14 protein-coding genes are annotated in these 19493 nt (G+C 71.5%); 8 read left to right on the top strand and 6 right to left on the bottom strand.

The window, feature by feature from the left end; all coding sequences use genetic code 11:
- Positions 1–42: 42 nt before the first annotated feature.
- Positions 43–1656: a carboxylesterase/lipase family protein gene (locus DXZ73_RS33040; protein ID WP_162890418.1), complete on the bottom strand. Its 1614-nt coding sequence runs from the start codon at positions 1654–1656 to the stop codon at positions 43–45.
- A gap of 184 nt (positions 1657–1840) precedes the next feature.
- On the opposite strand from DXZ73_RS33040, the gene DXZ73_RS33035 reads away from it, so the two are divergent.
- Positions 1841–2557, top strand: coding sequence for a hypothetical protein (locus tag DXZ73_RS33035; protein ID WP_116214623.1), 717 nt, complete (start codon positions 1841–1843; stop codon positions 2555–2557).
- Positions 2558–2582: 25 nt separating this feature from the next.
- On the opposite strand, the gene DXZ73_RS33030 is transcribed toward DXZ73_RS33035, so the two are convergent.
- The 5 genes from DXZ73_RS33030 to DXZ73_RS33010 form a co-directional block, all read right to left on the bottom strand.
- Positions 2583–3305 (bottom strand): class I SAM-dependent methyltransferase, encoded by a 723-nt coding sequence (locus DXZ73_RS33030; protein WP_116214622.1) that lies wholly within the window; start codon positions 3303–3305, stop codon positions 2583–2585.
- A gap of 99 nt (positions 3306–3404) precedes the next feature.
- Positions 3405–5822 carry an ATP-binding SpoIIE family protein phosphatase gene (locus tag DXZ73_RS33025; protein WP_116214621.1) on the bottom strand — a complete coding sequence of 806 codons (2418 nt, stop codon included), beginning with the start codon at positions 5820–5822 and terminating at the stop codon, positions 3405–3407.
- Positions 5823–5972: 150 nt separating this feature from the next.
- Positions 5973–8423 carry an MFS transporter gene (locus DXZ73_RS33020; protein WP_116214620.1) on the bottom strand — a complete coding sequence of 817 codons (2451 nt, stop codon included), beginning with the start codon at positions 8421–8423 and terminating at the stop codon, positions 5973–5975.
- A gap of 278 nt (positions 8424–8701) precedes the next feature.
- Positions 8702–9145, bottom strand: a complete 444-nt coding sequence (locus tag DXZ73_RS33015) for an SRPBCC family protein (protein ID WP_116214619.1) — start codon at positions 9143–9145, stop codon at positions 8702–8704.
- 143 nt (positions 9146–9288) lie between these two features.
- Positions 9289–9882: a HEAT repeat domain-containing protein gene (locus DXZ73_RS33010; RefSeq protein ID WP_116214618.1), complete on the bottom strand. Its 594-nt coding sequence runs from the start codon at positions 9880–9882 to the stop codon at positions 9289–9291.
- Between the two features lie 349 nt (positions 9883–10231).
- Between DXZ73_RS33010 and DXZ73_RS33005 the strand changes: the two genes are divergently transcribed.
- From DXZ73_RS33005 to DXZ73_RS32975, 7 genes are all read left to right on the top strand, one after another.
- Complete coding sequence (locus DXZ73_RS33005; RefSeq protein WP_116214617.1) at positions 10232–12064, top strand: 3-hydroxyacyl-CoA dehydrogenase family protein; 1833 nt, start codon at positions 10232–10234, stop codon at positions 12062–12064.
- Positions 12065–12164: 100 nt separating this feature from the next.
- Positions 12165–12992 (top strand): TetR family transcriptional regulator, encoded by an 828-nt coding sequence (locus DXZ73_RS33000; protein ID WP_116214616.1) that lies wholly within the window; start codon positions 12165–12167, stop codon positions 12990–12992.
- A 383-nt stretch (positions 12993–13375) separates the two neighbouring features.
- Positions 13376–14713, top strand: a complete 1338-nt coding sequence (gene ccrA, locus DXZ73_RS32995; protein ID WP_116214615.1) for a crotonyl-CoA carboxylase/reductase — start codon at positions 13376–13378, stop codon at positions 14711–14713.
- On the top strand, positions 14713–16725 hold the full coding sequence (locus DXZ73_RS32990) for a protein meaA (protein ID WP_116214614.1): 2013 nt from the start codon (positions 14713–14715) through the stop codon (positions 16723–16725). Before ccrA ends, DXZ73_RS32990 begins: the two co-directional genes overlap by 1 nt.
- Positions 16722–17687, top strand: coding sequence for an HpcH/HpaI aldolase/citrate lyase family protein (locus DXZ73_RS32985; RefSeq protein WP_116214613.1), 966 nt, complete (start codon positions 16722–16724; stop codon positions 17685–17687). The genes DXZ73_RS32990 and DXZ73_RS32985 overlap by 4 nt, the downstream gene beginning before the upstream one ends.
- A 5-nt stretch (positions 17688–17692) precedes the next feature.
- Complete coding sequence (locus DXZ73_RS32980) at positions 17693–18205, top strand: MaoC family dehydratase (RefSeq protein WP_116214612.1); 513 nt, start codon at positions 17693–17695, stop codon at positions 18203–18205.
- 1 nt (position 18206) lies between these two features.
- Positions 18207–19412 carry an acyl-CoA dehydrogenase family protein gene (locus tag DXZ73_RS32975; RefSeq protein WP_116214611.1) on the top strand — a complete coding sequence of 402 codons (1206 nt, stop codon included), beginning with the start codon at positions 18207–18209 and terminating at the stop codon, positions 19410–19412.
- Positions 19413–19493: the final 81 nt, after the last annotated feature.

The following is a 19493-nucleotide window of genomic DNA, read 5'->3' as shown; positions in this document are numbered from 1 at the left end:
CGGAACGATCCGGTCAAGCACCCGGGCCCCGGCGCGGTCCGCTCAGGAGTCCTGGGAGGGGAAGGAGTAGTCGTCCCACAGGGCGCGCTCGCTCTCCAGCGGGGCGCGCTCGACGCGGGGCGTGAGATCCCAGATCAGCGTGGCCCGGTCCGTGGTCCGGTACGGGCGCCAGCCGGGGGTGCCGAGGCGGGCGAACGTCGTCCAGGCGTCCTCCATCGCGTGCGACAGGCGCGTCAGGGCGGGCCGCTGGGCGCGCACGGTCTCCGTGCCGCGCGGCACCCACCCGAGGTCGAGGTTGCCGAAGACGAACGGCATCTCCAACTGGTGCATGGCGCCCAGGTTCCGGGCGTCGGGCACCCCCTTCGCGTACGGGACGTGCCAGTCGAATTGGTACACGTACGAGGGGCGCCAGCGGGACTGGGCCTGGGCGAGGCGGAGCGTGGGCATCCGCTCGACCTGGTCGGTGAGCATGGCGTTCACCACCCGGCCCTCGCTCAGCCCGGGGCGGTCCGCGGCGTAGACGTCGTACATGTGCTGCTTGCGGGCCGCGAGCACGGGCGGGAAGGAAGGGTAGGCGCTGAGCGGCAGCTTCAGCAGGTCGGGGGTGAACAGCGCCCAGAAATCGGTCTCGTTGGTGTTGGTGCCGGCCATGACGTCGACGTTGCGGGCGCTGCCCGCGGCGATCCGGTCGACGACCGGCCCGGGTACGAGCGAACCGTCGATGTACGGCCCGAAGAACACGGCGCCGGAGAGCCCCGGAAGACCGGCGCGGGCCTTCTTCTGGAGCTCCAGGATCTGCCGCGTGGAGAGGGCGTCGAGGTCGCCGACGCCTCGGATGCCGCCGAGTCGGAAGACGCGGGCGGCGGCCGTCCGCGCCGAGTGCGCGGTGTGCACGGCGTTCCCGGGACCGCTCTCCGCGATGGCCCGGTGGAAGAGCCGCTCCGGGCGGTCCCCGGCGAGCAGCGCGTCGACGGAGACGGCGCCCGCCGACTGGCCGAAGACGGTGACGTTGCCGGGGTCGCCGCCGAAGTCGCGGACGTGGTCGTGCACCCAGGAGAGCGCGGCGACCTCGTCCCGGAGGCCGTTGTTGCCCGATCCGGCGTACGAGCGGTCCAGGCCGCCGAGTTCCGTCCAGCCGAGGATGCCCAGGCGGTAGTCGGCCGAGACGACGACCGCGTCGCCGCGCGCGGCAAGCGCGGCGCCGTCGTCCAGAGCGTCGCTCGCGGATTCGTAGATGTCCTCCCCGCCGTGCAGGAAGACCATGACGGGCTTGCGGGCGCCGGGCGCGCGGGAGGACCACACATTGACGTGCAGGCAGTCCTCGACGCCGCTGCCGTCACCGTCGGAGAGGTCCTGGGGGCACGGCGGTTTCGCCTTGTCGGCCGGGAGGGTGTCCTGCCAGGCGGCGGGCGGCTCGGGCGGCCGGAACCGCCGCGGGCCGGTGGGCGGCGCGGCGTACGGCACGCCGAGATAGGCGCACACACTGCTCCTCGGCGCGCCCTGCACCGCGCCCAGCGACGTACGCGCCCGGCAGCCGGCCGGGTCCGCGCCCTCGGCGCCCGCGGGCGCGCCCATCGCTCCGGTGAGCACCAGGGCCGTGACGGCCGCGGCCACGGCACGGCGGCGACCACGCCGCGAACTGCTCCTCGGGAACACCAGCTCTTCTCCCTCGACCGTTTTGCGATCTCATTGCGGACCCCGTGCCGGACTTCCGCCCCGCCTCGTCCAGAATCGGTTGACGCACCGCCCCGGACCATCACCTGTCCGGGGGAATCCGGGGTACAGATCGCCTCGGAGGCGCGTACGGAGCCGACGCGCCCTCACCCATAAGGAGTCGAACATGGACAACACCCCGGTGGCGCCCCGCCGTACGCTGTTGCGGATGATCACGTTCGGCGGGCTGGTGACCGCGGCCGGAGCCATGACGACCGCCTGCGGCAAGGGCGAGGGCAAGGCTTCGGCGGCGTCCGACTCCCCCGCCAGTGCGGCCAATTCCGCTTCAGGAGCCGACATGATCATGATCATCCGGCATGGCGAGAAGCCGAAGGAGAACGGCAAGAAGCCGCCCTTCGGCATCACCGAGGACGGCGAGCGGAGCGACCACGCCCTGATCGTGCGCGGCTGGCAGCGGGCGGGTGCGCTGGTGACGCTGTTCGCCCCCGAGGGCGGAACCCCGCGCAAGGGGCTGCGGCGCCCGACCGCCGTCTACGCCGCGGGCCCGCACCCCGGCGCGAAGGGGCTGCGGCCGAGCGAGACGGTGGCGCCGGTGGCCGCGAAGCTGAAGGTACGGACGAACCTCACGTACCGCACCGGTGACGAGGCCGCGCTGGCGAAGGAGCTTGCCGGGCGGCACGGTTGCACGCTGGTGTCGTGGGAGCACCACGCGATTCCGGAGATCGTCAAGGGGCTGGGCGGGGAGGTGCGGCCCTCCCCGCCGTCGGCTTGGCCGGATTCGCGCTTCGATCTGGTGTGGGTGCTGGTGCGCTCGGGTGGAGGGTGGACGTTCACGCAGGTGCCGCAGCTTCTGCTGGACGGCGACAGCCCGGATCCGGCGTAAGGAATGGCTGCCGCGCGCCGTCGGATCAGCCCGCGCGGCCCGTGACGAACCACCGTGCCGGCAACACGATTCGCTCGCCGTCCGCCCGGAACTCCGTCATCGCGAGCGTGACGGCCCCCTCGGAGAGAATCGTGAGACCCGCCTCCCGGAGCAGTGACGGGACCTCGTCCTCGGCCACCTCCGCGGGGCGCAGGCCGTGCTTCATGACGAGACTGCCCTTGGGTGACGGACCATCAGGCCGGAGGATCGCCTCCGCCAGCACGTCCTTCGCCGCCCCGGTGAGCTCGGCCACGAACGCGCGGCCCCGCGCGCCGGTCAGTTCGGCGACCGCCCGCGCGACCGCCGGGCGGTCCTCGGGGCGGCTCTGGTGGATCACGGCCCGCATATAGACGTTGGCGTCGCCGATCCGCGCGTGGAGCGCGCGCACCGCCTCGGTGTCCGTCAGGTCGAGCCGCTCGAACTCCGCCACGCCGTCGGTGTCCGCGCGGCGCGCGTGCTCGACGGCCGCCGCCGAGATGTCCACGCCGACCGCGCGCGGGAAGCGGGTGGCGAGATAGCGGGTCTGGGTGCCGTTGCCGCAGCCGAGGTCGACGACCGGCAGGGCGGGGTCCGCGTGCGGGGCGAACAGCTCCAGATGGGGGGCCGCGGTCAGCGAGGGGTCCGCGTCCCAGATCGCGTCGCCCGGGGTGCCGGAGGCCTCCCGCCAGAAGCCTTCCCACGCCTCGGCGTACTGCTGCGATGTGCTCATACACGCTCCCGGGTAGCCGGTATGACTGATCGTCATGATCTTGACTACCGTCGCCCGGCGCCCCGCGGCAAGATCTCCGCGGCTACCGTGCCCGTACCTTCACCGGGTGTTCGACCCGGGGCGCGCGGCGCTGACCAGCGACTGCTCGAACCACACCGTCTTGCCCCGGCCCGTGTGGCTCGCGCCCCACTCGCGCGCGAGTGCGCTCACCACCCTGAGCCCGCGCCCGGACTCCTCGCCGAGGTCGGAGCCCATCAGCGCGGGAAGCGCGTGGTCCTCGTCGGTGACCTCGCACAGCAGCGCATCCGTGCGGACCAGGCGGAGCCCCAGCCGCCGTGACTCCGTGTGCCGTACGGCGTTGGTGACGATCTCGCTGACCAGGATCTCGGCGGTCGCGGCCGCCGCGGCGAGCCCCCACTCGGCCAGTTGGTCCCGCACGAGCCGGCGGGCCCGGCGGACCTCGGCCGGGGTGCGCTCCAGCTGCCACGCGGCCGCGTGCTCGGGAGGGATGCCGTTGAGCCGGGCCATCAGCAGTGCGACGTCGTCCTTGCGGCCGTCGCCAGTGTTGAGCGCGCGGATGATGGTGTCGCAGGCGTCGTCCATGGACGCCGCGGGGTGGGCGGCGGACTCGCACAGCGCGGCGAGCCCCGCGCCGATGTCCTGGCCGCGGACCTCCACCAGCCCGTCCGTGCACAGCACCAGCCGGTCGCCGGGCGCGACCGGGACGGTCGCCGCCTCGAAGGCCACCCCGCCCACGCCTATGGGGGCGCCGGTGGGCAGGTCGAGCAGCACGCTGCGGCCGTCCGCCGCCCGGACGAGCACGGGCGGGATGTGTCCGGCGTTGGCGATGCGCAGCTCGGAGCGGATCGGGTCGTAGACGGCGTAGAGGCAGGTGGCGAGGTAGTGCTCGCCGAGCCGCTGGGCGAGGTCGTCGAGGTTGCGCAGCAGCTGCTCGGGCGGCAGGTCGAGGGCCGCCATCGTCTGCACGGCGGTGCGCAGTTGACCCATCATGGCCGCGGAGTTCAGGCCGTGGCCCATCACGTCGCCGACGACGAGGGCGGTGCGCGAGCCGGGCAGCTTGATGCTGTCGAACCAGTCGCCGCCCACCCTGCCGAGGCGGGTGCCCGGCAGGTAGCGGGTGGCGGTGTCGCACCCGGCCATGCGCGGGGCGAGCTGCGGGAGCATGCTGTCCTGGAGGGTGTCGGCGACGTTCTCCTGGTAGGTGTACATGCGGGCGTTGTCGAGCACGAGCCCGGCGCGCGCGGCGAGTTCGGCGCCGGTCGTGCGGTCCATGTCGTCGAAGGGCGTGCGTCCGTCGCGGCGCATCAGGACCATGAAGCCGAGCACCACGTCGCGCGCCTTGAGGGGCACGACCAGCATCGACCTGCCGTTGATGAGCGGTCGCAGGTCCCGCTTCTCGAACTGGCCGGAGATGCGGTTGGCCAGTTCCTCGCCGATGCGCGGGATGAGCACCGGCTCGCCGGTGACCATGCACTGGAAGAACGGGGTGTGCTCGGGGAAGGCGATGGCCTCGCCGACCGGCACGGTGTCGTCCCAGCGGCCCGGTTCGTCGTTGTGCTCGACCCAGACGCGGTGCCAGACGGTGGTGACGTCGGGCGGGCCGTCGGGGAAGCCCTCGCCCGCGAGGACGGCGGCGCGCAGGTGCGTGCCCGCGAAGTCCGTGAAGCGGGGCACGGCGGCGCTGGTGACCTCGCGGATGGTGCGGGCCAGGTCGAGGGAGGTGCCGATGCCGCCGCTGACCTCGTTGAGGAACTCCAGCCGCTCCCGTACGGCCGCGTATTCGAGGTCCGGCGCGTCGGCGGGGTCCGCGGGGGCGTCGGGGGACGTCCGCTGCCGCGGCGGGGCGGTGGCGGTACGGGCGCGCCGCGCCGCGCGCTCCGTGTACTTCGGGGTGCCCCAGTCGGGGGTGACCGGGATCCGCTGCCGGTGGCTGATCTCCAGGACGGGATAGCCCAGTTCGAGGACCTGGGAGACGATCCGGCCGCTGAGGGCGGGGCCCATGCCGGGCAGGATGTCGGGCAGCCGCCCGGCGAGGGCGTCGCCGTCGGGCAGCGCGGTGTGCGGGGCGAAGCCGGGGAAGATCTGGTCCCGCGGGGCCTCTTCGACGGGCCCGCACCGCGCGGCGTCGGCGGCGAGGACCAGCAGCCGCTCCTCGCCGGGCCCGGCGAGCGGATAGGCCCACCACAGCACGTCGACGGGCCCGCGCCCGGGGGAGCCGGAGCGGGCCCGTCCGGCGCTGGGGTAGCCGGTGGCGCCGTCGGCGGAGGGGCGGCCGAGCCGGGTGCCGAGGCCGGTGCCGCGGTGGCCGTCGTCGGTGTCGTGGGGCAGGGCGCCGCCGATGGGCATCAGGTCGGCGGCGGGGGCGCCGACGGCCTCGTCGCGCCCGTACCCGAAGAGTCTGCGGGCACCCGTGCTCCAGTGGGTCACCAGGCCGGCCGACCCCACGACGACCACCGCGAGCGGGATCCGTCCGGGGACGGGCGTGCCATGGTGCATGGGCGGATGCTCCTTATGGTTTGCGCCACCGTTACTACGGTAGGGGGCGGGGAAGGGCGTACGGGCGGATTCCCCGGAACCGGCGTCCACGATCGCCCGGCAGGCCCGGGGCCGGCCGGGCTCGGCCGGCCCCGGGCGCGCCCCCGGTGCTCAATCCGCGTGGCCCAGTTGGAGGTCGCGTTCCGTGCGGCCGCCGCCCGCGACCTGGAGGACCGTGGCCACCGGGGGGTATCCCGCCGCGATGACCGTGTATTCGCCCGCCGACAGGTCCACGAAGCGGAACGCCCCGTCCGCCCCCGTGGCCGCCGAGTCGACCACGTTGCCCGCCGCGTCCAGCAGGGTCACGCGCGCGTCCTCGACGGCCCGGCCCCCGCCCGCCCTGACGACGCCGCGCAGCACCGCGCCGCCCGCCAGCTCGATGTCCTGGCGGGTCTCGCGGCAGGACTGCACGGTCACGGGCAGCGCCGCGGGCCGGAAGGCGGGGGCGCTGGAGGCGAGGGTGTACTCGCCGGCGACCAACTCCGAGATCACATAGCCGCCTTCGCGCCCGGTGCGGGTGGTGGAGACGACCTCGCCGTGCACATTGGTCAGGGTGACGAGCGCGTCGCGCACGGGGTTGCCGTCGGGGGTGAGCACGGTGCCCGCGAGGCGTCCGGCGCCGCCGAGGACCACGTCGAGCTCGATGGGCCGCTCGCCGATGGTGACGGTGACCGCCTGCGGCTGGTGCCCGCCCGCCGCGGCGATGAGGACGTACGAGCCCGTGCCGGGTGTGCTGAGCGCGTACCGCCCGTCCTCCCCGCTCGCGCCGCGCCCGATCTGCTGGCCGCGGACGTCGATGAGGGTGAGGGCGGCGCGCGGCACGGTGGTTCCGTCGGGGTGCTGGACGGTGCCGGTGACGGGGATGCCCGCGACGAAGGGCGCCGGACCGTCCTGGGGTTCGGCGCGCGCGTGCGGGATGACGGGGGCTTCGGGGGCGTTGTGGGACACCAGGGGTTTCTCTTTCAGCAGGAAGGCGAGCAGAAAACCGAGGATGAGCACCGGTACGAGATAGAGGAAGATCCGCGGCATGGCGTCGGCGTAGGCCCGGACGTAGCCGTCGCGGACGGCGGCCGGCAGGGCGTGCACCAGCTGCGGGGTGATCGAGTCGGGCGAGGGCAGTCCGGCGCGGTGGGGCAGTTCGGCGTGCAGCCGGTCGGCGAGGCGGCGGGCGAAGAGCGTGCCGAAGACGGCGGCGCCGACCGAACCGCCGATCTGCCGGAAGTAGTTGTTGGCGCTGGTGGCGGTGCCGAGGTCGGCGGGGTGGACGGAGTTCTGCACGGCGAGGACGAGGACGGGCAGGGCGAGCCCGATGCCGACGCCGAGGATGCCCATCCAGAGGCTGTAGACGGCCCGCGGGGTGTGGGTGCCGAGGTGGGAGAGGAAGTACATGCCGACGGCGGAGAAGGCGCCGCCGACGATGGGGAAGGGCTTGCAGCGGCCCGTGCGGCTGATGAGCTGGCCGGTGACGAGGGAGGCCAGTACGACCCCGCCCATCATGGGGAGCATCAGCAGCCCGGACTCCGTGGCGTCCGCCCCGTCGACCATCTGGAGGAACGTCGGCAGGTAGCTGGCGGCGCCGAAGAGGCCGACGCCCATGGCCGCGCCGACGAGACCGCAGACGTTGAAGACCCGGTCGTGGAAGAGGTGCGGCGGAATGATCGGTTCTGTCGCGATGTGCTCGACCACGACGAAGAGCAGGGCGGTGCCGAGGGCGCCCGCGGCGAGCCCGAGGATGACGCGCGACCGCCACTCGTACTCGGTGCCGCCCCAGGTGGTCAGCAGCACCAGGCACGTCGAGAAGGCCATGAGCAGCAGCGCGCCGAGGACGTCGAAGCGCCCCCTGCGGAAGCGTGCCGGGAGCCTGAGGCCCAGCGCGACGACGAGGAAGGTGAGGAGGCCGAAGGGGATGTTGACGTAGAAGCACCAGCGCCAGGAGGCGTGGTCGGTGAAGTAGCCGCCGAGCAGGGGACCGGCGACGGAGGCGAGCCCGAAGGCGGCGCCGATGACGCCCATGAAGCGGCCGCGCTCCCGCGGCGGGACGATGTCGGCGATGATCGCCTGGACGCCGATCAGCAGTCCGCCGCCGCCGACGCCCTGGAGGACGCGGAAGGCGATGAGCTCGTTCATGGTGGCGGCGTGCCCGGCGAGCGCGGAGCCCGCGACGAAGACGACGATCGAGAAGAGGAAGACCCCCTTGCGCCCGCAGAGGTCGCCCAGCTTCCCGTAGACCGGGAGGACCGCCGTGGAGCTCAGCAGATAGGCGGTGACGGCCCAGGACATCCGGTCGAGGCCGTGCAGCTCCCCCACGATCTTGGGCAGGGCGGTGGCGACGATGGTCTGGTCGAGCGCGGCGAGGAGCAGCGCGAGCATCAGGCCGACGAAGACGACGCGGACGCGGGCCGGGCCGTGGCGGGGCACCGGGCGCTGGGAAGACGGCCCGGGCCCGGGGAGGACGGGCGGTGGACCGTCGCCGTGCGCGAGGGCCGCGCCCTGGTCCCGCAGGGCCGGGGACGGTGGTCCCTCGCTCTGCACCAAGGTGGTCCCGAATGTGGTCCCGCCCACGTACGACTCCCCTCATCGCGCCTGCATCGCCGCCCTTTTCTCGCATTTGGCAATAACGGCTAGCAAGCGCGGTGATTGACCGGAGAGTGCACCCTGTGCGGCTTTCGCGCCGGTCGGAGGCATACGGGGCATGGTGGGAGGGTTGGGGAAACCACCCGAAACGGTGAAGCCCGGACCGCCTGCGGTCCGGGCTTCCACCGATCTGTTCTCACGTTGTTCCAGGGCTGGTTCGCGACCGGCCCCGGTGGCCCGCCGCCGTTCGGCGGCCGCTTCGCGCCCTACTTCTCGACCTCGGCGGCCAGCTTGACGAGCACGGCGTCATAGATGCGGCCGAGGCCCTTGGGGGCGAAGGTGCGCTCGAAGAAGCCGCCGATGCCGCCCGCGCCGTTCCACACGGTGGAGACGACGACCTTGGCCTTGCCCTCGCCCGCCGGGGTGACGGTCCAGGTGGTGACCATCGAGGAGTTGAGGTCCTTCTCGACCAGCTGCCCGGTGGTCGGCTCGGTGACGTCCAGCAGGCAGTCGCGGACGCGCTTGCTGGTGGCCTGGAGCTTCCAGTGCACCTGGGTGCCCTCGCCGTCGCCGCCCTTGCGCACCTCGTACTCGCTGAAGTGCTCGGGCAGCAGCTTGGCGCGGGTGCCGCTGTAGTCGGCGAGCGCGTCGAACACCTCCTCCGGGTCCGCCGCGATGATCCGCTCCGTGGTGGCCTCGACCTGGCCCATGGCTGTCCTCCCGGACGTCGTGCGTTGTCCCTGCGAAGCTCAGCCAACCACCAACGTGACGGGTGCCCAAATCCGGGGCGGCGCGGCGGGGGCCCGGAAGCGGGCACGCTCCGCCCCGGCCCCCGGGCGGGCCCGGCGCGCCGTCACGCCAGGCGGGCGAGGGCCTCGTGGGCCGCCGCGCTGAGGCGGTCGTGACCGCGGGCCGCCACCAGGGCGTCCTCCGCGCGGCGGTCGCCCAGGATGCCGAGGCCCTCGACGCAGGCGCGGGCGACGGGCCAGCAGTGGTCCCGGGCGGCGAGCAGCCGCTCCAGGGTGGCGAGCAGGGCCGGCACGGACTCCGGCGCGCGGAGCTCGGTGAGCAGCCGGACGGGGTGCAGGGCGTAGGCGGTGCGCAAGGGGTTGGTGGCGAGGGCGGCGGCCGCGCGGGCCGTCCTGGGGTCGCGCAGCCGGGCGAGGACGAACGCGGCGGTGGCGCACCGCACGGGCTCGCGGTAGTTCAGGAGGAGCACCAGGGTCTCGAAGGCCCGCCGGTCGCCTTCGGCGCCCAGCGCGAAGGCGGCTATCTCCCGGGCCCACAGCGGGCGTTCGGGGGCCACCAGGATGGCCGCGAGCTCGTCGCGGCGCCCGTCGCGGGAGGTGCGGACGAGCGCGAGCAGCCGCTCGTAGGCCGCGAACTCGGCGGGGGTGACCAATTCGGCGCGTACCCGCTTCAGCAGGGCGCGAAATTCCTCTTCCATTGCCCGCTCTCCTCCCCGAGTGGCCTGAACCACATCGTAAGTCGCGCGCGCTTCCCCTGGTGCTCTTGGTTACCCGTGAGTTAATCTCCCGGCAAGAGCAGCACCCCTGCTCGGGCGGCCTGGTGACGCAGCCGCCGCGCATGTGATGTCGGTTCGTCGGTTCGGCACGTTTCAGTACGGCTCGGCCCCGGGACAGGGCCGGCCGGTGAGCTCAACTCCCTTTCCGTGGGCGCTCCTTACCCGTACCCGGAAATCCCACGGCCGTCGCGGGCCGACACGGTCCGCGCACCCGACCGGCACCCAACCGACGTATCCCCCGCGCATGGGGAACACTTTCTGGAGTCTCGCGATGGACCGTACGTCCACCCCTGAGCCTGTCCCCTCCCAGCCGGGTCCATCCGGCCCGGCCCTTCGCACCGTCGCCGTCGTCGGCCTCGGCACCATGGGCACCGGCATCGCCGAAGTACTGGCCCGGGCCGGCCGCGAGGTCATCGGCATCGACGTCTCCGAGACCGCGGCGGCGCACGCGCACCGCGCCCTGGAGGCCGCGACCGCCCGCGCGGTGCGGCGCGAGCGGATCACCGAGGAGGAGCGGCGGGCCGTGCTGGCCCGCTTCCGCACCTCCCACGAGCTCGAAGCCGCCGCGGACGCCGATCTGGTGATCGAGGTGGTGCCGGAGAACTACGCGCTCAAGCACGAGGTCTTCACCGCCCTGGACGCGATCGTGCGGCCCGCCGCCATCCTGGCGACGGGCACCAACGCCCTGTCCGTGACCCGGCTCGCCGCCGACTCCGCGCGCCCCGAGCGGGTCCTCGGCCTGCACTTCTTCAACCCGGCCCCGGCGATGAGGCTGGTCGAGGTCGTCTCCTCGGTGCTCACCGCGCCCGCCGCCGTCACGGCCGTCACCGAGCTCGCCCGCGAGCTGGGCAAGGAGCCGGTCGCGGTCGGCGACCGGCCCGGATTCGTGGCCGACGGGCTGCTGTTCGGCTATCTCAACCAGGCGGCCGCGATGTACGAGTCGCGCTACGCCACCCGCGAGGACATCGACGCGGCGATGCGGCTGGGCTGCGGTCTGCCGATGGGCCCGCTGGCCCTGCTCGACCTGATCGGCGTCGACACCGCCCGTACGGTCCTCGAGGCGATGTACACCGCCTCCCGCGACCGGCTGCACGCGCCCGCGCCGATCCTCGGCCAGCTCGCCGAGGCGGGCCTGACCGGCCGCAAGTCCGGCCGCGGGTTCTACACGTACGAGGCGCCGGACTCGGCGGTCGTCGTGCCGGACGAGCGGACGCCGGACGCCGGCGCGCGCGGCGGCGGCGAGGCGCGCGAGGTGCGTGCCGTGGGCGTCGCGGGCTCGGGGACGATGGCGAGCGGCATCGCGGAGGTCTTCGCGAAGGCGGGCTACGCGGTCGTCCTCGCGGCCCGGTCGGCGGAGAAGGCGGAGGCGGCGAAGGCCCGGATCGCGAAGTCCCTGACCCGCTCGGTGGAGAAGGGCAGGCTGACGCCGGCGGAGCGGGAGGCGGCGCTGGCCGCGATCACCCCGGCGGGCTCGCTGGACGCCTTCGCGGAGGTGGACCTGGCCGTCGAGGCGGTGGCCGAGGACCTGGCCGTCAAGCAGCAGCTCTTCGCCGCGCTGGACAAGGTCTGCAAGCCGGGCGCGGTGCTGGCCACCACCACCTCGTCGCTGCCGGTGGTCGCCTGTGCCCGCGCCACCTCGCGCCCGCGGGACGTGATCGGGATGCACTTCTTCAACCCGGCGCCCGCGATGAAGCTGGTCGAGGTGGTGCGTACGGTCCTCACCGGTGACGACGTGCACGCCACGGTCAGGGCGGTGTGCGCCCGCGTCCGCAAGCACCCGGTGGACTGCGGGGACCGGGCGGGCTTCATCGTCAACGCGCTGCTCTTCCCGTACCTCAACAACGCGATCAAGATGGTGCAGGAGCACTACGCGACGCTCGACGACATCGACGCCGCGATGAAGCTGGGCGGCGGCTATCCGATGGGGCCCTTCGAGCTCCTGGACGTGGTCGGCCTCGATGTGTCGCTGGCCATCGAGAAGGTCCTGCACCGCGAGTTCCGCGATCCGGGGCTCGCGCCGGCACCGCTGCTGGAGCACCTCGTCGCGGCGGGGTGCCTGGGCCGCAAGACGGGGCGCGGCTTCCGTGAGTACGCCCGGCGCTGACCGCTCCGTGCTCGCCGACGGCGTGGGGTGGGGCGGGCTGCTCGAACCTGCGGGAAGTCCGCCCCGGCACGCCCACACGGACGCGTGTTACGTTCCCCACATGCCCCAGCCCGCCAAGGCCGCCCGCACCCCGCGCCCGTCCGTCGAAGCATCCCGAGAGCCGCACGGCACCACCGAGAGCGCCGGCAGCCGCCGCGCCGCCGCCCAACGGCTCACCATGCGCCGCAAACTCGCCGCGGCCGCGATGGAGTTGTTCGCGACCAAGGGCTACGAGGCGACGACCGTCGACGAGATCGCGGCCACGGCCGGCGTGGCCCGGCGGACCTTCTTCCGCCACTTCCGCTCCAAGGAAGAGGCGATCTTCCCCGACCACGACGACACCCTCGTCCGCGCGGAGGGCGTGCTCGACGCCGCCCCGCCGCACGAGAACCCGCTCGACACCGTCTGCCGGGGGATCAAGGAGGTCATGCGGATGTACGCGGCCTCCCCCGCGGTCTCCGTCGAGCGCTACCGCCTGACCCGCGAGGTGCCCGCGCTGCGGGAGCGCGAGATCGCCTCGGTGGCCCGCTACGAGCGGCTGTTCACCCGCTATCTCCTGGGTCACTTCGACGAGAGCGCCCACCACGTGGGCGACGACGACCCGTTGCTCGCCGAGGTCGCCGCGTCGGCGGTGGTCACGGCGCACAACCACGTGCTGCGGCGCTGGCTGCGCGGCGGCGGCGAGGGCGATGTCGAGACCCAGCTCGACCACGCGTTCGCCATCGTGCGGGAGACCTTCGGCACCGGCATAGGAGCCGGCCGCTCCGACCGGAGCACGCCCGCCGCCACGGCGCGGACCGAGGGCGAGGTGCTGGTGACGGTGGCCCGTACGGACGCGCCGCTCGGCGAGGTCATGCGCGCCATCGAGAAGGCGCTCAAGAAGAGCTGAACAAAAAACCCACACAGCAGATCCCGAAATAGCCGACGACATCGGGACATCCACGGCGGCCACCCTGGACGGGGTGGCCGCCTTTCCTTGCTCATACGTGCCGTCCGGATGACATCTGAGAGAAATTGTTGGCACTCGGTGTCTTGTCCCATGGCACGCGGTGCCACTACCTTGTGGGTGTCCGGGCGGCCGGCGCGCAGACTCAAACCGTCGTGCGCCGGCTGTCCCCACAACTAACCCTGTGCGCCCGGACGCCTGCGTCACAGGCCCCCGCGCCACCCGCGCCGCCAGCACCACCCGCCGGACCGACGGCACCGCCTCTGCACCACCCCCGACGTTCCCTCGAGCCCGTTCCACGACGCGCTTCGCCGGAGGCACTACAGATGAACCACATATTGGACGCGATACTCGCGCCGGACAGCTCGGCCGAGGACTTCGCCGCACTGCCCCTCCCCGAGTCCTACCGCGCGGTGACCGTGCACAAGGACGAGGCCGAGATGTTCGCCGGCCTCAGCAGCCGGGAGAAGGACCCCCGCAAGTCGTTGCACGTCGAGGACGTCGCGGTGCCCGAACTGGGGCCCGGCGAGGCCCTGGTGGCCGTGATGGCCAGTTCGGTGAACTACAACTCGGTGTGGACCTCGATCTTCGAGCCGGTGTCGACGTTCGCCTTCCTCGAGCGGTACGGGAAGCTGTCGCCGCTGGGGAAGCGGCACGACCTGCCGTACCACGTCATCGGCTCCGACCTCGCGGGTGTGGTGCTGCGCACCGGGCCGGGGGTCAACGCCTGGAAGCCGGGCGACGAGGTGGTCGCGCACTGTCTGTCCGTGGAGCTGGAGTCCGCCGACGGGCACAACGACACGATGCTCGACCCCGAGCAGCGGATCTGGGGTTTCGAGACCAACTTCGGCGGTCTGGCGGAGATCGCGCTGGTGAAGTCCAACCAGCTGATGCCCAAGGCGAAGCACCTGACGTGGGAGGAGGCGGCGGCGCCGGGGCTGGTGAACTCCACCGCCTACCGGCAGCTGGTCTCCCGCAACGGCGCGGGGATGAAGCAGGGCGACAACGTCCTGATCTGGGGCGCCAGCGGCGGGCTCGGCTCCTACGCCACCCAGTTCGCCCTGGCCGGCGGGGCCAATCCGATCTGTGTGGTCTCCAGCGAGGAGAAGGCGGAGATCTGCCGGCGGATGGGCGCCAAGGCGGTCATCAACCGCAGCGCCGAGGACTACCGGTTCTGGAAGGACGAGCACACCCAGGACCCGCGCGAGTGGAAGCGGCTGGGCAAGCGCATCCGCGAGCTGACCGGCGGCGAGGACGTCGACATCGTCTTCGAGCACCCGGGCCGCGAGACCTTCGGCGCCAGCGTCTACGTCACCCGCAAGGGCGGCACGATCGTCACCTGCGCCTCGACCTCGGGCTACCGCCACGAGTACGACAACCGGTACCTGTGGATGTCGCTGAAGTCCATCGTGGGCTCGCACTTCGCGAACTACCGCGAGGCGTGGGAGGCCAACCGCCTCATCGCCAAGGGGAAGATCCACCCGACCCTGTCGAAGACCTACACTCTCGCCGAGACCGGGCAGGCGGCGTACGACGTCCACCGCAACCTCCACCAGGGCAAGGTCGGCGTCCTCGCCCTCGCCCCCGAGGCGGGCATGGGCGTGCGCGACCACGAACTGCGCGAACAGCACATCGACGCGATCAACCGGTTCAGGAACGTGTAATGACCGAACGTCAGAAAGACCGTCCGTGGCTGATGCGGACGTACGCCGGGCACTCCACGGCCGAGGCGTCCAACGAGCTCTACCGGCGCAACCTCGCCAAGGGCCAGACCGGCCTGTCGGTCGCGTTCGACCTCCCGACGCAGACCGGCTACGACTCCGACCACATCCTCGCCCGCGGCGAGGTCGGCCGGGTCGGGGTCCCGGTGGCCCATCTCGGCGACATGCGGCGGCTGTTCCAGGACATCCCGCTGGACCGGATGAACACCTCCATGACCATCAACGCCACCGCCATGTGGCTGCTGGCGATGTATCAGGTGGTCGCGGAGGAGCAGGGCGCCGACATCACCCGGCTGGCCGGGACGACGCAGAACGACATCGTCAAGGAGTACCTCTCGCGCGGGACGCACGTCTTCCCGCCGGGGCCCAGCCTGCGGCTGACCACGGACATGATCACGTACACCGTGGCCCACATCCCCAAGTGGAACCCGATCAACATCTGCAGCTACCACCTCCAGGAGGCGGGAGCCACCCCGGTCCAGGAGATCGCCTACGCGATGTCCACCGCGATCGCCGTGCTGGACGCGGTGCGCGCCTCCGGGCAGGTGCCGGAGGAGAAGTTCGGCGACGTCGTCGCCCGGATCTCCTTCTTCGTGAACGCGGGCGTCCGCTTCATCGAGGAGATGTGCAAGATGCGCGCCTTCGGCCGCATCTGGGAGAAGATCACCCGCGAGCGCTACGGCATCGAGGACCCCAAGCAGCGCCGTTTCCGCTACGGCGTCCAGGTCAACTCGCTGGGCCTGACCGAGGCGCAGCCGGAGAACAACGTCCAGCGCATCGTGCTGGAGATGCTGGCCGTCACCCTCTCCAAGGACGCCCGCGCCCGCGCCGTCCAGCTGCCCGCCTGGAACGAGGCCCTGGGTCTGCCCCGGCCCTGGGACCAGCAGTGGTCGCTGCGCATCCAGCAGGTCCTGGCCCACGAGAGCGACCTGCTGGAGTACGAGGACATCTTCGCCGGGTCGCACGTCGTCGAGGCCAAGGTGGCGTCCCTGGTCACCGAGTGCCTCGCCGAGATCGACCGGATCCAGGAGATGGGCGGCGCGATGGCGGCCGTCGAGTCCGGCTACCTCAAGTCCCGGCTGGTGTCCTCGCACGCCGAGCGGCGGGCCCGGATCGAGGCCGGCGAGGAGAAGATCGTCGGCGTCAACTGCTTCGAGTCCACCGAGCCCAACCCGCTGACGGCCGATCTCGACACCGCGATCATGACGGTCGACCCGGCCAACGAGGCCCGCGTGGTGGCGGCCCTGCACTCCTGGCGCGACAACCGCGACGAGACCCGCGCCCAGGAGTCCCTGTCGGCGCTGAAGAAGACGGCCGCGGGCACGGACAACCTGATGGCGGCCACGCTGGAGTGTGTGCGCGCGGGCGTGACGACCGGCGAGTGGGCCTGGGCGCTGCGCGACGTGTTCGGCGAGTTCCGCGCCCCCACGGGCGTGAGCAGCGCCCCGGTGGCGGTCACCGCCGAGGCGGGCACCCCGCTCGCGGCGGTGCGCGCGAAGGTCGCCAGGACCGCCGAGGAGCTGCGCAGCGGCAAGCTGCGCCTGCTGGTCGGCAAGCCCGGCCTGGACGGCCACTCCAACGGTGCCGAGCAGATCGCCGTACGGGCCCGTGACGCGGGCTTCGAGGTGGTCTACCAGGGGATCCGGCTGACCCCTGAGCAGATCGTCTCGGCGGCCGTCGCCGAGGACGTGCACTGCGTCGGGCTGTCGATCCTCTCCGGGTCGCACGCCGAGCTGGTGCCCGACGTGCTGACCCGGCTGCGGAGCACGGGGGCGGACGACGTCCCCGTGATCGTCGGTGGCATCATCCCGTCCGCGGACGCCGTCGCCCTGCGGGCGGCGGGTGTGGCGGCCGTCTTCACCCCCAAGGACTTCGGTATCACGGAGATCATCGGCCGTATCGTCGACGAGATCCGGAAAGCGAACCACCTCGACCCTCTGGAGGTCCCCGCATGACCACGCCCGTCAACCGTCTGCGGCCGCGCCGCTCCTGCCTCGCCGTCCCCGGCAGCAATCCCCGCTTCCTGGAGAAGGCCCAGGGCCTCCCGGCCGACCAGGTCTTCCTGGACCTGGAGGACGCGTGCGCGCCGCTCGCCAAGGAGGGCGCCCGGCACACCGTCGTCGACGCGCTCAACAACGGCGACTGGACGGGCAAGACCAGGGTCGTACGGGTCAACGACTGGACGACGCACTGGACGTACCGGGACGTCATCACGGTCGTTGAGGGCGCCGGCCCCAACCTCGACTGCATCATGCTGCCGAAGGTGCAGGACGCCGAGCAGATCGTGGCGCTGGACCTGCTGCTGACGCAGATCGAGAAGACGATGGGCTTCGAGGTCGGGCGCATCGGCATCGAGGCGCAGATCGAGAACGCCAAGGGCCTGGTCAACGTGGACGCGATCGCCGCCGCGTCGCCGCGCGTGGAGACGATCATCTTCGGCCCGGCGGACTTCATGGCCTCGATCAACATGAAGTCGCTCGTCGTCGGCCACCAGCCGCCCGGCTACGGCGCGGACGCCTATCACTACATCCTGATGCGCATCCTGATGGCGGCCCGCGCCAACGACCTCCAGGCCATCGACGGCCCCTACCTCCAGATCCGCAACTCCGACGGCTACCGCGAGGTGGCGGGGCGGGCGGCGGCGCTGGGCTTCGACGGCAAGTGGGTGCTGCACCCGGACCAGGTCGGGCTCGCCAACGAGATCTTCTCGCCGTCGCAGGAGGACTACGACCACGCCGAGCTGATCCTGGACGCGTACGACTACTGCACCTCGGAGGCGGGCGGCAAGAAGGGCTCGGCGATGCTCGGCGACGAGATGATCGACGAGGCCAGCCGGAAGATGGCGCTGGTCATCTCGGGCAAGGGCCGCGCGGCGGGCATGACCCGTACCTCCAAGTTCGAGATCCCGGAGGCCTGAGCACGATGCAGTTCGGCCGCACTTTTGAAGAGTTCACTGTCGGCGATGTCTACAAGCACTGGCCGGGGAAGACCGTCACCGAATACGACGACCACCTCTTCTGTCTGCTCACCATGAATCACCACCCGCTGCACATGGACAGCAACTACGCGGGGAAGACGACCGATTTCGGCAAGAACGTCGTGGTCGGCAATTACATCTACTCATTGCTGCTGGGCATGTCCGTGCCGGATGTCTCGGGCAAGGCGATCGCCAATCTGGAGGTCGAGTCGCTCAAGCACATCGCGCCGACCTTCCACGGCGACACGATCTACGGCGAGACGACCGTGCTCGACAAGACGCCGTCGAGGTCGAAGAGCGACCGCGGGATCGTCCACGTCGAGACCAAGGGCTACAAGCAGGACGGCACCGTCGTCTGCGTCTTCCGGCGCAAGGTGATGGTCCCGACCGCCACATACATCGAGGAGCGCGGCGGAGAGCAGCCCGGCCGCCCCGAGCCGATCATCCGGGAGAAGTGAGATGGGACGCCTCGCGCAGACCGACGGCCTGACGGACATCCAGCGGGAAATCCTCGCCACCGTCCGGGAATTCGTCGACAAAGAGATCATCCCGGTCGCGACCGGACTGGAGCACCGCGACGAGTACCCGACGGACATAGTCGAGGGCCTCAAGGAACTCGGGCTGTTCGGCCTGATGATCCCGGAGGAGTACGGCGGGCTCGGTGAGTCGCTTCTCACATACGCGCTGTGCGTCGAGGAGATCGCCCGCGGCTGGATGAGCGTGTCGGGCATCGTCAATACGCATTTCATCGTCGCCTACATGCTGAAGCAGCACGGCACACAGGAGCAGAAGGACCATTTCCTGCCACGGATGGCGACCGGCGAGGTCCGGGGCGCGTTCTCGATGTCCGAGCCGGGGCTCGGTTCGGATGTGTCGGCCATCACATCCAAGGGCGTCCGGGACGGCGAGGACTACGTCCTCAACGGCCAGAAGATGTGGCTGACCAACGGCGGCTCCTCCACGCTGGTGGCGGTGCTCTGCCGGACCGACGAGGGGCATCCCGAGGGCACCGCGCCGCACAAGTCGATGACCACCTTCCTCATCGAGAAGGAGCCCGGCTTCGGGCAGGTCAAGCCGGGACTGACCATCCCCGGCAAGATCGACAAAATGGGCTACAAGGGCGTCGACACCACCGAATTGATCATGGATGGGCTGCGCATCCCGGGCAACCGGGTGCTCGGCGGCGTCACCGGCCGGGGTTTTTACCAAATGATGGACGGCGTGGAGGTCGGCCGGGTCAATGTCGCAGCGCGTGGCTGCGGCGTCGCTCAGCGCGCCTTCGAACTGGGCGTCTCCTACGCGCAGCAGCGGCATACCTTCGGAAAACCCATCGCCCAACATCAGGCCATTCAATTCAAACTGGCCGAAATGGGGACAAAGGTCGAAGCGGCGCATGCGATGATGGTCAATGCGGCACGCAAGAAGGACTCGGGGCACCGCAACGACCTCGAGGCCGGAATGGCCAAGTACCTGGCTTCCGAGTACTGCAAGGAAGTGGTCGAGGACGCGTTCCGCATCCATGGCGGCTACGGTTTCTCCAAGGAGTACGAGATCGAGCGCCTCTACCGTGAGGCCCCGATGCTGCTCATCGGAGAGGGTACGGCCGAGATCCAGAAAATGATCATTGGCCGTCGGCTACTCGAGGAGTACCGGCTCCAGGGATAATTGTCCCGATTGGGAGTGGTTTCACCGAGAAGAAGATCACACCGAGTCATCGGTGTTCGGCCATCGACTGGCCCTGGCGCT

It is taken from the genome of Streptoverticillium olivoreticuli subsp. olivoreticuli (genome assembly GCF_003391135.1).
In the GTDB taxonomy this organism is placed as follows: domain Bacteria; phylum Actinomycetota; class Actinomycetes; order Streptomycetales; family Streptomycetaceae; genus Streptomyces; species Streptomyces blastmyceticus.
This window is presented reverse-complemented; position numbering and strand designations above follow the sequence as displayed.

Coding starts and splice junctions, on each gene's coding strand:
- DXZ73_RS33030 (WP_116214622.1), bottom strand. CDS start 3,305: ATGAGCACATCGCAGCAGTACGCCGAGGCGTGGGAAGGCTTCTGGCGG.
- ccrA (WP_116214615.1), top strand. CDS start 13,376: ATGAACCACATATTGGACGCGATACTCGCGCCGGACAGCTCGGCCGAG.
- DXZ73_RS32990 (WP_116214614.1), top strand. CDS start 14,713: ATGACCGAACGTCAGAAAGACCGTCCGTGGCTGATGCGGACGTACGCC.
- DXZ73_RS32985 (WP_116214613.1), top strand. CDS start 16,722: ATGACCACGCCCGTCAACCGTCTGCGGCCGCGCCGCTCCTGCCTCGCC.
- DXZ73_RS32975 (WP_116214611.1), top strand. CDS start 18,207: ATGGGACGCCTCGCGCAGACCGACGGCCTGACGGACATCCAGCGGGAA.
- DXZ73_RS33015 (WP_116214619.1), bottom strand. CDS start 9,145: ATGGGCCAGGTCGAGGCCACCACGGAGCGGATCATCGCGGCGGACCCG.
- DXZ73_RS33035 (WP_116214623.1), top strand. CDS start 1,841: ATGGACAACACCCCGGTGGCGCCCCGCCGTACGCTGTTGCGGATGATC.
- DXZ73_RS33025 (WP_116214621.1), bottom strand. CDS start 5,822: ATGCACCATGGCACGCCCGTCCCCGGACGGATCCCGCTCGCGGTGGTC.
- DXZ73_RS33005 (WP_116214617.1), top strand. CDS start 10,232: ATGGACCGTACGTCCACCCCTGAGCCTGTCCCCTCCCAGCCGGGTCCA.
- DXZ73_RS32980 (WP_116214612.1), top strand. CDS start 17,693: ATGCAGTTCGGCCGCACTTTTGAAGAGTTCACTGTCGGCGATGTCTAC.
- DXZ73_RS33000 (WP_116214616.1), top strand. CDS start 12,165: ATGCCCCAGCCCGCCAAGGCCGCCCGCACCCCGCGCCCGTCCGTCGAA.
- DXZ73_RS33010 (WP_116214618.1), bottom strand. CDS start 9,882: ATGGAAGAGGAATTTCGCGCCCTGCTGAAGCGGGTACGCGCCGAATTG.